The sequence below is a fragment of the uncultured Pseudomonas sp. genome (assembly GCF_913777995.1).
Taxonomy (GTDB): Bacteria; Pseudomonadota; Gammaproteobacteria; order Pseudomonadales; family Pseudomonadaceae; genus Aquipseudomonas.
Map to the genome: position 1 here is coordinate 37,609 of NZ_CAJYVE010000011.1, position 13,649 is coordinate 51,257.

Sequence of the window (13,649 nt, forward strand, 5' to 3'; positions counted from 1 at the left end):
CGCCTGCCGCGCCTGTTCCTGCTGATTTTGCTGGCAGTGCTGGCCGTGGCCGGCTGGCAGTGGCGGCAGGGCGCGCCGCTGTCGGCCAACCTCATGGATCTGGTGCCGGGCAGCCGTCCCGATCCGCTGGAACTGCGCGCCGAACAACGCATGCAGGAACCGCTGAACCGGGAAATGCTGGTGCTGGTCGGGCATGCCGAGCGCCAGCGCGCTATCGACCTGACCCGTGAGCTGGCTGCGCAATGGCAGGCCAGCGGCTTGTTCGAGAAGGTCCAGTGGAACCTCGCCGCCGACCTGCCGGCGATCCGCACGCAACTGCTGCAAGGCCGCCTGGCGATGCTCCCGGCAGCAGACCGCCAGTTGCTGATCGAACAACCGCAGCGCTTCATCGAACAGCGCGTGCAGAGCCTGTTCGACCCCTTCGCCAGCTTCAGCCTGGTGCCCAGCCAGGACGACTGGCTGGGGCTGACCGGGCGCATCCAGAACGGCCTGCCGCGCACCGGCGCGGTACAGCCGGACCTCGCCAGTGGTGCGCTGGTCGCCGAGGCCGACGGCCAGCAGTGGGTGCTGCTGCGTGTACGCACCGCTGGCGATGCCTTCGACCTGCAGTTGCCGACGCGGATCGCCGCGCAAGTGGCCGAAGCGCGCAACAAGGTCACCCAGGCCCACGGCCAACTGCTGGCGGCCAGCGGCCTGCTGTACGCCGCCGCCGGCCAGCAGCAGGCGCGCCAGGAAATCACCTGGGTCGGTGGTGGCGCCACCCTCGGCATTCTCCTGCTGCTGCTGTTGGCGTTCCGCCGCTGGCGCGTGCTACTGGCCTTCGTGCCGGTGCTGGTGGGCATGCTGTTCGGCGCGGTGGCCTGCGTGGCGCTGTTCGGCACCCTGCACGTCATGACCCTGGTGCTGGGCTCCAGCCTGATCGGCGTGGCCGTGGACTACCCGCTGCACTACCTGTCCAAGAGCTGGAGCCTCAAGCCCTGGCGGGCCTGGCCGGCGTTGCGTGTGACCCTGCCGGGCCTGACCCTGAGCCTGATCACCAGCTGCATCGGCTACCTGGCCCTGGCCTGGACGCCGTTCCCGGCTCTGACCCAGATCGCCGCCTTCTCCGCCGCCGGTCTGCTGGGCGCCTACCTCACCGCCGTGTGCCTGCTGCCGGCGCTGCTGGCGCGGGTCGAACTGCGCCCGGCGCAATGGCCACTGGATCTCGCCCAACGCCTGCTCGACGCACGTCAGGCCCTGCTGCGCCGGGTCGGTACGCCCATGCTGCTGGCGCTGCTGGCGGCGTTCTGTGCGGCGGGCCTGTGGCAGTTGAGCACCCGCAACGATATCCGCCAGTGGATTTCCGCACCCGCCGCCCTGACTGACGAAGCCCGGGCCATCGCGCGAATCACCGGCTACCAGCCGACCAGCCAGTTCTTCCTCATCCGCGCCCAAGACGAACAGCAGTTGCTGGAACGCCAGCGCGCCCTCACCCAACGCCTCGACACACAGGTCGGCAACGGCCAGCTGCGCGGCTATATGGCCCTCGGCCAGTTGCTCGCTTCGACCGCCGACCAGCAGGCCACCCGCACGGCCCTGGCTCGCTTGCCGGAATACTGGCAGCCGCTGCTCGCCCTGGGGGTCAGCGACGCCGCGCTGCACGCCGAGCTGCAGCAGCTGCAGGCGCTGCCGCTGCAAGGTATCGAGCAGGCCCTGGCCGGGCCGCTCAGCGAAGCCTGGCGCCCCTTGTGGCTGGGTCGTGATGGCGACGGCGTGGCCGCCATCGTCAGCCTGCAAGGCCTGGGCGATCCACAGGTGCTGCAGGCCCAGGCCAAGGACCTGCCCGGCGTGCAGTTGGTGGACCGCCTGGGCGCCCTCAATGGCGTATTCGCCCAGACCCAGGTCAGCGCTGCCGAACTCAAGCTGCTGTCCTGCGTGCTGATCGTCGCCCTGCTGATCGCCCCGTTCGGCCTCGGCGGGGCCGTGCGCATCGTCGCCCTGCCGCTGCTCGCCGCACTGTGCAGCCTGGCCAGCCTCGGCTGGCTGGGTCAGCCGCTGACGCTATTCAGCCTGTTCGGCCTGCTGCTGGTCACCGCGATCAGCGTCGACTACGCGATCCTCATGCGCGAGCAGGTCGGTGGCGCCGCAGTGAGCCTGCTCGGCACCCTGTTGGCGGCCCTCACCACCTGGCTGTCGTTCGGCCTGCTGGCGCTGTCGCAGACCCCGGCGATCAGCAACTTCGGCCTGGCGGTGAGCCTGGGCCTGGTGTTCAGCTTCCTGCTGGCGCCCTGGGCCAGTGCCGCCAGCCCCCACTCAATCGACAAGGCAACCGACCGACCGGTAAGGAGTCACTGTGCCAAGCACTGATATGGAATATCGCCCGGTGGTGGTCATCGGCGCCGGGCCGGCCGGCGCCATCGCCGCCGCGCTGCTCAAGCGCAAGGGCCACGACGTGCTGATCCTCGAACGCCAGCGCTTCCCGCGCTTCTCCATCGGCGAGAGCCTGCTGGCGCACTGCCTGGACTTCGTCGAGGAAGCCGGCATGCTCGACGCCGTGCAGGCGGCGGGCTTCCAGTACAAGAATGGCGCGGCCTTCGCTTGGCGCGAGCGCTATTCCGACTTCGACTTCGGCAACACCTTCACCCCCGGCAAGCCCAGCACCTTCCAGGTGCAGCGTGCCGACTTCGACCAGTTGCTGGCCGACCAGGCGGCGCTGCAGGGCGTGGAGATCCGCTACCAGGAAGAACTGCTCGGCGCCGACTTCAGCAGTGGCCAGGGGCTGTTGGAGGTGCGCCGTGAGGACGGCAGCCAGTACTCCCTGCAGGCCGGCTTCGTACTCGACGCCAGCGGCTACGGCCGCGTGCTGCCGCGCCTGCTCGACCTCGAAGCACCGTCGGGCTTTCCGCTGCGCCAGGCGGTGTTCACGCATGTCGAGGACCACATCGACGACCCGGCCTTCGACCGCAACAAGATCCTCGTCAGCGTGCACCCCGAGCACCGTGACGTGTGGTTCTGGACCATTCCCTTCAGCAACGGCCGCTGCTCCCTGGGCGTGGTGGCCAGTGCCGAACGCTTTGCCGACCAGCCCCAGGACCTGGACGCCTGCCTGCGCGCCTTCATCGACGAGACCCCGCGCCTGCGCGACACCCTGAAGCACGCCGTGTGGGACACCCCGGCGCGGACCATCGGCGGCTACGCGGCCAACGTCAAGCGCCTGCACGGCCCCGGCTTCGCGCTGCTGGGCAACGCCGCGGAATTCCTCGACCCGGTGTTTTCCTCCGGGGTGACCATCGCCATGCGTTCGGCGAGCATGGCTGCCCGCCTGCTGGACCGCCAACTGCGCGGCGAGGCGGTGGACTGGGAACAGGATTTTGCCGTGCCGCTCAAGCGCGGTGTGGACACCTTCCGCGCCTACGTGGAGGGCTGGTACGACGGCAGCTTCCAGGACGTGATCTTCTTCGAAGGCGGCCAGGCCGACATCCGCGCGATGATCAGCTCGATCCTCGCCGGCTACGCCTGGGACCTGAACAACCCCTTCGTCAGCGAGCCCAAGCGGCGCCTGCGCATGCTCGCTGAAGTCTGTGCGAGCCAGGCCTCATGAGCGGTCCGTACCTGAGCGACAGCTACGTCGAAGAGACCCGCTTCGGCCTGTGGTTCCTGCGCAGCTACACCTGGCAGTACTGGGTGCTGCGGGTGGCGATCGAAGACCTGCGCGGGCTGTTCGATGCGCCACCGCCCGGCGAGGCGGTGCTGCTGGACGCCGGCTGCGGCCAGGGCAAGTCGTTCCTGCACTTGCAGCGGGTGTTCCAGCCCAGACGCATCATCGGCGTGGATGCCGACCCGCACAGCCTCGAACAGAGCGCCAGCGAGGCCGCGCGGCTGGGTCTGGATGTCGAGCTGATCGGCAGCGACTGCGCCAGCCTGCCGCTGCCCGACGCCAGCGTCGACCTGCTGTTCTGCCATCAGACCTTCCACCACCTGGTGGAGCAGGAGCAGGCCCTGGCCGAGTTCTATCGGGTGCTCAAGCCTGGCGGCTACCTGCTGTTCGCCGAGTCCACCGAGGCCTACATCGACACCTGGGTGATCCGCTGGTTGTTCCGCCACCCCATGCACGTGCAGAAGAGCGCCGCCCAGTACCTGGACATGCTGCGCGGCCAGGGCTTCGAGTTCGGCGCGGGCAACGTCTCCTACCCCTACCTGTGGTGGAGCCGTTCCAGCGACTTCGGCCTGCTGGAGCTGTTGAAATTGCGCAAGCCCAAGCCGTTCGGCCAGCGCGAGGAAACCCTGGTCAACGTGTTGGCGCGCAAGCCGCTGGCGGGTAGCGCCTCATGAAGCGTCTGTTCGCCCTGCTGTTCACTGTGCTGCTGGCCGCTTGTGCCGCGCAGGCGCCGCTGCCGGTGGGTTTGCCGACACTGGCGCTGCCAAGCCAGTGGCATGTCGAGCGCGAGCAGGCCGGCCAGCGCGAGGACGCGCTGCTGATCGTGCAACGCGAAGACGGCGCGCTGCGCTGGTCGATGATGGACCCCTTGGGCATTCCCCAGGCCCGCCAGCGCCTGGTCGACGGCCAATGGCAGGCCGATGGCCTGCTGCCGCCCAATCCGCAGGCCCGCGAGCTGTTTGCCGCGCTGCTGTTTGCCTTGACTCCGGAAGCGGAGCTGGCAAGACGCTACCCCGAAGCGCGCCAACAAGGCATGCTGCGCCAGCTGGGCACGCGCTGGGTCGTCGACTACCACGCCGCCCCGCGCCTGGAACTGCAATTGCCCGGGGGCCTGCACTACCGCATCAGCCCGCTCGACCAAGGAAACCGCCCATGACCGCCTACCTCAATGATCTGGGCCTGGTCTGCGCGCTGGGCAATGATCGCCACAGCGTGGCGCGCGCGCTGTTCGCCGGGGACAGCAGCGGCATGCGCCACGAGGCAGGCTGGGTGCCCGGTATCGAGCTGCCGGTGGGTGCGGTGCGTGGCGAGCTGCCGGCGATACCCGGCCACCTCGGTATGCACAGCCGCAACAACCAGCTGCTGCTGGCTGCCGCGTTGCAGATCGAAGCATCGATTCGCACCGCCATGGCCCGCTACGGCGCCTCGCGCATCGGCGTGATTCTCGGCACCAGCACCTCGGGTATCGATGAGGCCAGCCGCAGCCTGGGCACCTGGCTGCGCGACCGGAGCTTTCCCGAACACTACGACTATCAGCAGCAGGAGCTTGGCGCCCCGGCGCATTTCCTCGCCGAGTGGCTGCAGCTCAGCGGCCCGGCGTATGTGATTTCCACGGCCTGCACCTCCAGCGCCCGGGCCTTGCTCAGCGCCCGCCGTGCCCTGGACCTGGGCCTGTGTGACGCGGTGCTGTGCGGTGGCGTGGACAGCCTGTGCCAGCTCACCCTCAACGGTTTCACCGCTCTGGAAGCGGTGTCGCGGCAACGCTGCAACCCGTTCTCGCGCAATCGTGATGGCATCAACATCGGCGAGGCGGCGGCACTGTTTCTGATGACCCGCGAGGCGGGCGATACACCGGGCATCGCCTTGCTCGGAGCCGGGGCCAGCAGCGACGCCCACCACATTTCGGCGCCGGAGCCCAGTGGCCGTGGCGCTCGCGAATCGATGCAGCGCGCGCTGCACAGCGCCGGCCTGCAGGCCAGCCAGATCGCCTACCTGAACCTGCATGGCACCGCCACCCTGCACAACGACGCCATGGAAAGCCTGGCCGTGCAGACGCTGTTTCCCCAGGGCGTGCCCTGCTCGTCGAGCAAAGCCATGAGCGGCCACACCCTGGGCGCCGCCGGGGCGCTGGAAGCGGCGTTCTGCTGGCTGTGCCTGGCGCCGGACAATACCCGCCGCGCCCTGCCGCCGCACGTCTGGGACGGCCAGGCCGACCCGCAGTTACCGGCGCTGTGCTGGACCGGCGCGGACAGCCGCCTGCCCGGTGACACGCCCCGCTACCTGATGAGCAACTCGTTCGCCTTCGGGGGCAACAACATCAGCCTGATTATCGGAGACGCACCATGACCGACTGGCCGGTCGCCGAACTGGTGCCGCACGCTGCTGACATGATCCTCATCGATCAGGTGCTGGCCTTCGACGACGACAGTATCCAGACCCGCCTGAGCGTACGCCCCGGTGGCCTGTTCAACGCCCCTGACGGAAGCCTGCCAGCCTGGGTCGGCATCGAGCTGATGGCGCAGAGCGTGGCGGCCTTTGCCGGCTGCCAGGCGCGCCAGCGCGGCGAAGCGGTACGCCTGGGCTTTCTGCTGGGCACCCGCCGCTTCGAATGCAATACCGAGCATTTCCCTGCCGGCAGCGAGCTGCACATCCACGCCCAGCGCTCGCTGCAGGACGACAGCGGCATGGGCGTGTTCGAATGCACCCTGAGCGGCCCCGGCATCCAGGCCTTCGCCCGTCTCAACGTCTATTGCCCGCCCAACACCGCCCAATACCTGGCCAAGGAGCCCACGCATGACTGAATCCATCCTGGTCACCGGGTCCAGCCGCGGCATCGGCCGGGCCATCGCGCTGCGCCTGGCACAGGCCGGCTACGACCTGGTGCTGCACTGCCGCAGCGGCCGGCGCGAGGCCGAGGCGGTGCAGGCCGAGATCCAGGCACTGGGCCGTCAGGCCCGCGTGCTGCAGTTCGATGTGTCCGACCGTGCGGCGTGCAAGGCCATCCTGGAGCAGGACGTCGAGGCCCATGGTGCCTACTACGGCGTGGTGCTCAATGCCGGGCTGACCCGCGACGGCGCCTTCCCGGCGCTGGGTGACGACGACTGGGACCAGGTGCTGCGCACCAACCTCGACGGCTTCTACAACGTGCTGCACCCGCTGAGCATGCCGATGATCCGCCGCCGCGCACCTGGGCGGATCGTCTGCATCACCTCGGTGTCCGGGCTGATCGGCAACCGTGGCCAGGTCAATTACAGCGCCTCCAAGGCCGGCCTGATCGGTGCAGCCAAGGCCCTGGCGGTGGAACTGGCCAAGCGCAGGATCACCGTCAACTGCGTGGCCCCCGGGCTGATCGACACGGCGATGCTCGACGACAACGTGCCGGTGGAAGAGCTGATGAAGATGATCCCGGCGCAGCGCATGGGCACCCCGGAAGAAGTCGCCGGCGCGGTGAATTTCCTGATGTCCGCCGAGGCGGCCTACATCACCCGCCAGGTGCTGGCGGTCAATGGAGGGTTGTGTTGATGAAGCGCGTTGTCGTGACCGGCATGGCCGGCATCACCTCGCTGGGCAGCGACTGGGAGCGTATCGCGGCGAACTTCGCCGCCAACCGCAGCGGCATTCGCTACATGGCCGAGTGGGATCGCTTCAGCGAACTGAACACGCGCCTGGCCGGGCCAGTGGACGATTTCGAGGTGCCGGCGCACTGGACCCGCAAGCAACTGCGCAGCATGGGCCGGGTGTCGCGCCTGGCGGTGGCGGCCTCGGAACAGGCGCTGCGCGACGCCGGGCTGCTCGACGACCCGCTGATCCGCGACGGCCGCATGGGCACCGCCTGCGGCTCGTCCACCGGCAGTACCGAAGAGATCAAGGCGTTCGGCAACATGCTGCTCAACTCGGTGGCCGATGGCCTGAACGCCAATTCCTACGTGCGCATGATGCCGCACACCACGGCGGCGAACATCAGCATCTTCTTCGGTCTCACCGGGCGCCTGATCCCCACTTCCAGCGCCTGCACCAGCGGCAGCCAGGGCATCGGCTACGCCTACGAGGCGATCAAGTTCGGCCGCCTGCCGATGATGCTCGCCGGTGGCGCCGAAGAACTGTGCCCCACCGAGGCCATGGTGTTCGATGCGCTGTACGCCACCAGCCTGAAGAACGACGCGCCGCAAAGCAGCCCGCGCCCCTACGACACCGGGCGTGATGGCCTGGTGATCGGCGAAGGCGCCGGCATGCTGGTGCTCGAAGAACTGCAACACGCCTTGGCACGCGGTGCGCGCATCCATGCCGAGATCGTCGGTTTCGGCAGCAATGCCGACGGCGCGCACAGCACCCGCCCGGAACAGGTGACCATGCGCCGTGCCATGGAGCTGGCGCTGCAGGACGCCGCGCTGGCGCCTGGCGCCATCGGCTACGTCAACGGCCACGGCACCGCCACCGAGCAGGGCGACATCGCCGAGACCCTGGCCACCTGCGAGCTGTTCGGCCCACGCATGCCGATCAGCTCGCAGAAGAGCTTCCTCGGCCACACCCTGGGCGCGTGCGGCGCGCTGGAGTCGTGGTTCAGCATCGAGATGCTCAAGCGCGACCATTACATCCACACCCTGAACCTGGAGCACATCGACCCGCAGTGCGGCGAGCTGGACTACCTCAAGGACGCCCCGCGGGCCATGAGCAACGAGTACGTGATGAACAACAACTTCGCCTTCGGCGGCGTCAATACCTCGCTGATCTTCCGCCGCTGGCCTTGATCCCCCGACCTGGTGGGAGCAGCTTCAGCCGGGAAGCTTTGCGCGGCTCTAGACGTGGCTACCCGGTAGTGAGAGTGGTGGTCACCAGGTCGTAGAAGGCCTTGGCCATGGGTGAGGTCTCATCGCGGCGCTGCACCAGCCAGATGGCGCTGGTGGCGCCCTCGTCGAGCAGGGTGCGGTACACCACGCCGTCGATGCGCAGGCGCTGATAGGAGGCCGGCAGCACTGTCACCCCCAGCCCGGCTGCCACCAGACCGATGATGGTCATCACCTCCCCGGCTTCCTGGGTAATCAACGGGCTGAACCCGGCTGCACGGGCCAGCCCGAGGATCTGCGCGTACAGCCCGCTGCCGTAGCTGCGCGGGAAGAACACGAACGGCTCGGCGGCCAGTGCCGCCATGCGCAGCCCGGCTTCGCTGCCGCTCGCCAGCGGGTGGTCCGAGCGCATGATCGCCACCAACGGCTCGTGCAACAGCTCTTGCGCGACTAGCGTGTCTGGCAGCGGCAGCGGGCGCATGATGCCCACTTGCATGCTGCCCTCCTGCAGGCGCTCGACCACGTCCTGGCTGGTCATTTCCTGCAGGGCCAGGTGCACCGCAGGGTAGCTCTGACGAAAGGCAAAGATCGCCTTGGGAATGCTCGAGGTGAAGGGTGCCGACGCGGTGAAGCCGATCTTAAGCTCGCCCAGCTCACCCAATTGCGCACGCCGTGCCACGTCGGCGGCCTTGTCGACCTGGGCCAGCACCAGCCGGGCCTCGTCGAGGAACAGCCGACCGGCCTCGCTGAGCGCCACACGGCGGTTGGTGCGCTCGAACAGCCGGGCGCCCAGCTCCTGTTCCAGGGCCTGGATCTGCTGGCTCAGCGGCGGCTGAGAGATGCCCAGCGCCTCGGCCGCACGGCCGAAGTGCAGCTCTTCGGCGACCGCGATGAAATAGCGCAGATGACGCAGCTCCATACCCACCTCAATGATTCGTAAAACCTATCAAACGGGTCGAACAATATATTGGATTGCATAAATAGCGCGCTATATGCTTTTTCGCATGCCTGCTGCCCGCCCCACCGAGGTTCTGCCGTGAAGCCCGACACCCCAGTGCTCGTCCATGACGCCCCGTCCACCACCAGCCCCGAGCGGCCCGCGCAAGCCCGCTACCTCGAGAAAAACACGCCGCTGTTCAAGCGCACCGTGCTGGCGCTGTTCGCCGGCGGCTTCGCCACGTTCGCCCTGTTGTACTGCGTGCAGCCGATGATGCCGCTGCTGTCGCAGGAGTTTGCCATCAGCGCCGCGCAGAGCAGCCTGGTGTTGTCGGTGTCGACCGCGATGCTTGCCATCGGCCTGCTGATCACCGGGCCGATTTCCGACCGTATCGGGCGCAAGGCGGTGATGGTGCTGGCGTTGTTCTGCGCCGCCTTGGCCACGCTGGCCAGCGCGCTGATGCCCGACTGGCAGACCATGCTGGTGACCCGCGCCCTGGTGGGCCTGTCGCTGAGCGGCCTGGCGGCGGTGGCGATGACCTACCTGAGCGAAGAGATCCACCCCACCCACCTGGGCCTGGCCATGGGCCTGTACATCGCTGGCAGTGCAGTCGGCGGCATGTCCGGGCGCTTGATCACCGGGGTGCTGATCGATTACGTGAACTGGCATGTGGCGTTGCTGGTGATCGGCGGCCTGGCGCTGGTCTGCGCGGCGGTGTTCTGGCGCATCCTGCCCGAGTCGCAGCACTTCAAGCCGCGCTCGCTGCACCCGCGCAGCCTGCTGGAGGGCTTCGTGGTGCAGTTCCGCGACCGCGGCCTGCCCCTGCTGTTTCTCACCGCGTTCCTGCTGATGGGCGCCTTCGTCACCCTGTTCAACTACATCGCCTACCGTTTTCTCGAAGCGCCGTATCACCTGAGCCAGGCCCTGGTCGGGGTGTTCTCGGTGGTCTATCTGTCGGGGATCTACAGTTCGGCGAAGGTCGGCTCGCTGGCTGACCGCCTGGGCCGCCGCCGCGTGCTGTGGGCGGTGATCGTGCTGATGCTCGTCGGCCTGGGCATGACCCTGTTCAAGCCGCTGCCGGTGGTGGTCGCCGGGGTGCTGATCTTCACCTTTGGCTTCTTCGGCGCACACACCGTGGCCAGCAGTTGGGTAGGCCGTCGCGCCAGCCGCGCCCGTGGCCAGGCCTCGTCGCTGTATCTGTTCTGCTACTACGCAGGCTCCAGCGTGGCCGGCACCGGTGGCGGGGTGTTCTGGCACTACGCGGGCTGGAACGGCATTGGTCTGTTCATCGGCGTGTTGTTGCTGCTGGCCCTGGTGGTGGCGCTGCGCCTGGCCAGGCTCGCACCGCTGCCCGGCGGTGACTGAGCCGCTAATGCTCGAATATTGCCCTGTAGGACCGGCTTCAGCCGGGAAGCTGTTGCGCGGCCAAAGCCAATACTGTTCGCTTAAGCGGCATGTGGCCCGGTGGGAGCGGCTTTAGCCGCGAAAGCGCCAGGAAATTCACTGCATCTGCTGTGAACAGGCGGTCGCTTCGCGGCTGAAGCCGCTCCTACCCGGCCTGACTGACCCGTATTGCGGCCAATGCGAGGGTATTGCGATCAGTCGTGGTACTGCGCCGAGAACTCGTGGACCGCTTCGATGAAGGCACCGGCATTGGCCGGGTCGACTTCCGGGGTAATGCCATGGCCGAGGTTGAACACATGGCCGCTGCCGTGGCCGTAGCTGGCCAGGATACGCGCCACTTCCTGGCGGATCGCCTCGGGCCGGGCGTAAAGCACGCTGGGGTCCATGTTGCCCTGCAATGCCACCTTGTCACCGACCCGCGCACGGGCCTGGCCGATGTCGCAGGTCCAGTCCAGCCCCAAGGCCTCGGCACCGGAGTCGGCCAGGCTTTCCAGCCACAGGCCGCCGCCCTTGGTGAACAGGATCACCGGCACCTGGCGACCGTCGTGCTCGCGGATCAGCCCGGAGACGATCTTGCGCATGTAGGCCAGGGAGAACTCCTGGTAGGCCGCCGCCGAAAGGCTGCCGCCCCAGCTGTCGAAGATCTGCACCGCCTGGGCACCGGCACGGATCTGCCCGTTGAGGTAGGCGGTGACCGACTGCGCCAGCTTGTCGAGCAGCAGGTGCATGGCCTGAGGATTGTCGTAGAGCATCGCCTTGGACTTGCGGAAGTCCTTGGACGAACCGCCCTCGACCATGTAGGTGGCCAGGGTCCAGGGGCTGCCGGAAAAACCGATCAACGGTACCCGGCCATTGAGTTCGCGGCGAATGGTACTGACCGCGTCCATCACATAGCCCAGGTCCTTTTGCGGATCGGGAATCGGCAGGGCCTCGATGTCGGCCAGGCTGCTGACGGTCTTCTTGAAGCGCGGGCCTTCGCCGGTCTCGAAGTACAGGCCCTGGCCCATGGCGTCGGGGATGGTGAGGATGTCGGAGAACAGGATCGCCGCGTCCAGCGGGTAGCGCTCCAGCGGCTGCAGGGTGACTTCGCACGCCAGCTGCGGGTTCATGCACAGGCTCATGAAGTCACCGGCCTTGGCCCGGCTGGCGCGGTATTCCGGGAGGTAGCGACCGGCCTGGCGCATCATCCAGACAGGCGTCACGTCCACCGGTTGCTTGAGCAGGGCACGCAGGAAACGGTCGTTCTTCAAGGCAGTCATGGCAGCTTCCGCAAAAAATGTGCGCGCATTTTCTCAGAGCGGGAAGAACAGATACAAGCGACAGGCTTGCCGCAGAAAACAGAAAGGGCCCGAAGGCCCTTTCTCATTGACGTGCATCAGCACTGCAAGCTGCAAGTCAGGCTCCGCCCACGATTTCAACACAACTCGCTTTGGCTTGAAGCTTAGAGCTTGAAACTTGCAACTACTGTTACACCCCGAGGTAGTCGAGGATACCTTCGGCGGCGTTGCGGCCTTCGAAGATCGCCGTCACGACCAGGTCGGAACCGCGCACCATGTCGCCACCGGCGAAGATCTTCGGGTTGCTGGTCTGGTGCTTGAACTGGCCCTGCTCTGGCGCCACCACACGGCCCTGGCTGTCGGTCTGGATGCCGAACTGCTCGAACCACGGGGCGGGGCTGGGACGGAAGCCGAAGGCGATGACCACGGCGTCGGCCGGGATGATCTCTTCGGAACCCGGAATCGGCTCGGGGCTGCGACGGCCACGGGCATCAGGCTCGCCCAGGCGGGTCTCGACCACTTTCACGCCTTCGACCTTGTCTTCGCCGATGATGGCGATCGGCTGCCGGTTGTAGAGGAACTTCACACCCTCTTCCTTGGCGTTCTTCACTTCCTTGCGCGAGCCGGGCATGTTCTCTTCGTCACGGCGATAGGCGCAGGTCACCGCCTTGGCGCCCTGGCGAATCGACGTACGGTTGCAGTCCATCGCGGTGTCACCACCGCCGAGCACCACGACCTTCTTGCCCTTCATGTCGACGAAATCTTCCGGCGACTTCTCGAAGCCCAGGTTGCGGTTGACGTTGGCGATCAGGAAGTCCAGCGCGTCGTGCACGCCTGGCAGGTCCTCGCCGGCGAAGCCGCCTTTCATGTAGGTGTAGGTGCCCATGCCCATGAACACGGCATCGTATTCGGCCAGCAACTGGTCGAGGGTCACGTCCTTGCCCACCTCGGTGTTGAGGCGGAACTCGATGCCCATGCCGGTAAACACTTCACGGCGACGGCTCAGCACGCTCTTTTCCAGCTTGAACTCGGGAATACCGAAGGTCAGCAGGCCGCCGATTTCGGGGTTCTTGTCGAACACCACCGGGGTCACGCCGCTGCGCACCAGCACATCGGCACAGCCCAGGCCGGCCGGGCCGGCACCGATGATCGCCACGCGCTTGCCGGTGGGCACCACACGCGACATGTCCGGACGCCAGCCCATGGCGAAGGCGGTGTCGGTGATGTACTTCTCTACCGAGCCGATGGTCACCGCACCGAAACCGTCGTTGAGGGTGCAGGCGCCCTCGCACAGACGGTCCTGCGGGCAGACGCGGCCGCAGACTTCCGGCAGGGTGTTGGTCTGGTGCGACAGCTCGGCGGCGGCCAGGATGTTGCCTTCGGCGACCAGCTTCAGCCAGTTGGGGATGAAGTTGTGCACCGGGCACTTCCACTCGCAGTATGGGTTGCCGCAACCCAGGCAGCGGTGAGCCTGGTCGACGGACTGCTGGGGCTTGAAGGGTTCGTAGATTTCCACGAACTCTTTCTTGCGCTGGCGCAGCAGCTTTTTCTTCGGATCCTTACGTCCGACATCAAGGAACTGGAAGTCGTTACTCAGACGTTCAGCCATG

General features: G+C 67.2%; 12 protein-coding genes. 9 read left to right on the top strand and 3 right to left on the bottom strand.

Translation table 11 applies throughout. From position 1 onward, the window contains the following. Positions 1–3: 3 nt before the first annotated feature. From QZ497_RS04930 to QZ497_RS04965, 8 genes are read left to right on the top strand one after another with little or no spacing between them, the layout of a single operon-like run. Positions 4–2,346 (top strand): MMPL family transporter, encoded by a 2,343-nt coding sequence (locus tag QZ497_RS04930; RefSeq protein ID WP_295471731.1) that lies wholly within the window; start codon positions 4–6, stop codon positions 2,344–2,346. Further along, positions 2,333–3,580 (top strand): NAD(P)/FAD-dependent oxidoreductase, encoded by a 1,248-nt coding sequence (locus QZ497_RS04935; RefSeq protein WP_295471649.1) that lies wholly within the window; start codon positions 2,333–2,335, stop codon positions 3,578–3,580. Before QZ497_RS04930 ends, QZ497_RS04935 begins: the two co-directional genes overlap by 14 nt. Then, entirely contained in the window at positions 3,577–4,311 is a 735-nt protein-coding gene (locus tag QZ497_RS04940; protein ID WP_295471651.1) for a class I SAM-dependent methyltransferase, read from the top strand. The genes QZ497_RS04935 and QZ497_RS04940 overlap by 4 nt, the downstream gene beginning before the upstream one ends. Further along, positions 4,308–4,793: a hypothetical protein gene (locus QZ497_RS04945; protein ID WP_295471654.1), complete on the top strand. Its 486-nt coding sequence runs from the start codon at positions 4,308–4,310 to the stop codon at positions 4,791–4,793. The genes QZ497_RS04940 and QZ497_RS04945 overlap by 4 nt, the downstream gene beginning before the upstream one ends. Further along, positions 4,790–5,983, top strand: a complete 1,194-nt coding sequence (locus QZ497_RS04950) for a beta-ketoacyl-[acyl-carrier-protein] synthase family protein (RefSeq protein WP_295471655.1) — start codon at positions 4,790–4,792, stop codon at positions 5,981–5,983. Before QZ497_RS04945 ends, QZ497_RS04950 begins: the two co-directional genes overlap by 4 nt. Then, positions 5,980–6,438, top strand: a complete 459-nt coding sequence (locus QZ497_RS04955) for a hotdog family protein (protein WP_295471657.1) — start codon at positions 5,980–5,982, stop codon at positions 6,436–6,438. The genes QZ497_RS04950 and QZ497_RS04955 overlap by 4 nt, the downstream gene beginning before the upstream one ends. After that, entirely contained in the window at positions 6,431–7,159 is a 729-nt protein-coding gene (fabG, locus tag QZ497_RS04960) for a 3-oxoacyl-ACP reductase FabG (protein WP_295471659.1), read from the top strand. Before QZ497_RS04955 ends, fabG begins: the two co-directional genes overlap by 8 nt. After that, positions 7,159–8,385: a beta-ketoacyl-ACP synthase gene (locus QZ497_RS04965; protein ID WP_295471661.1), complete on the top strand. Its 1,227-nt coding sequence runs from the start codon at positions 7,159–7,161 to the stop codon at positions 8,383–8,385. The genes fabG and QZ497_RS04965 overlap by 1 nt, the downstream gene beginning before the upstream one ends. A 58-nt stretch (positions 8,386–8,443) precedes the next feature. Here the strand turns inward: QZ497_RS04965 and QZ497_RS04970 are convergent, their stop codons facing one another. After that, positions 8,444–9,340, bottom strand: coding sequence for a LysR family transcriptional regulator (locus QZ497_RS04970; protein ID WP_295471664.1), 897 nt, complete (start codon positions 9,338–9,340; stop codon positions 8,444–8,446). A 135-nt stretch (positions 9,341–9,475) separates the two neighbouring features. Between QZ497_RS04970 and QZ497_RS04975 the strand changes: the two genes are divergently transcribed. Continuing rightward, a complete protein-coding gene (locus QZ497_RS04975) occupies positions 9,476–10,723 on the top strand; it encodes an MFS transporter (protein ID WP_295471733.1) in 1,248 nt (415 codons plus the stop codon). Positions 10,724–10,956: 233 nt separating this feature from the next. On the opposite strand, the gene hemE is transcribed toward QZ497_RS04975, so the two are convergent. Further along, positions 10,957–12,021 carry a uroporphyrinogen decarboxylase gene (gene hemE / locus QZ497_RS04980; protein WP_295471666.1) on the bottom strand — a complete coding sequence of 355 codons (1,065 nt, stop codon included), beginning with the start codon at positions 12,019–12,021 and terminating at the stop codon, positions 10,957–10,959. A gap of 208 nt (positions 12,022–12,229) precedes the next feature. After that, on the bottom strand, positions 12,230–13,648 hold the full coding sequence (locus QZ497_RS04985) for an FAD-dependent oxidoreductase (protein ID WP_295471668.1): 1,419 nt from the start codon (positions 13,646–13,648) through the stop codon (positions 12,230–12,232). Position 13,649: the final 1 nt, after the last annotated feature.

Excerpts from the sequence above, each read along its gene's own strand:
- QZ497_RS04940 (WP_295471651.1), top strand. The coding sequence starts at position 3,577 with ATGAGCGGTCCGTACCTGAGCGACAGCTACGTCGAAGAGACCCGCTTC.
- QZ497_RS04945 (WP_295471654.1), top strand. The coding sequence starts at position 4,308 with ATGAAGCGTCTGTTCGCCCTGCTGTTCACTGTGCTGCTGGCCGCTTGT.
- QZ497_RS04950 (WP_295471655.1), top strand. The coding sequence starts at position 4,790 with ATGACCGCCTACCTCAATGATCTGGGCCTGGTCTGCGCGCTGGGCAAT.
- QZ497_RS04955 (WP_295471657.1), top strand. The coding sequence starts at position 5,980 with ATGACCGACTGGCCGGTCGCCGAACTGGTGCCGCACGCTGCTGACATG.
- fabG (WP_295471659.1), top strand. The coding sequence starts at position 6,431 with ATGACTGAATCCATCCTGGTCACCGGGTCCAGCCGCGGCATCGGCCGG.
- QZ497_RS04965 (WP_295471661.1), top strand. The coding sequence starts at position 7,159 with ATGAAGCGCGTTGTCGTGACCGGCATGGCCGGCATCACCTCGCTGGGC.
- QZ497_RS04970 (WP_295471664.1), bottom strand. The coding sequence starts at position 9,340 with ATGGAGCTGCGTCATCTGCGCTATTTCATCGCGGTCGCCGAAGAGCTG.
- hemE (WP_295471666.1), bottom strand. The coding sequence starts at position 12,021 with ATGACTGCCTTGAAGAACGACCGTTTCCTGCGTGCCCTGCTCAAGCAA.
- QZ497_RS04985 (WP_295471668.1), bottom strand. The coding sequence starts at position 13,648 with ATGGCTGAACGTCTGAGTAACGACTTCCAGTTCCTTGATGTCGGACGT.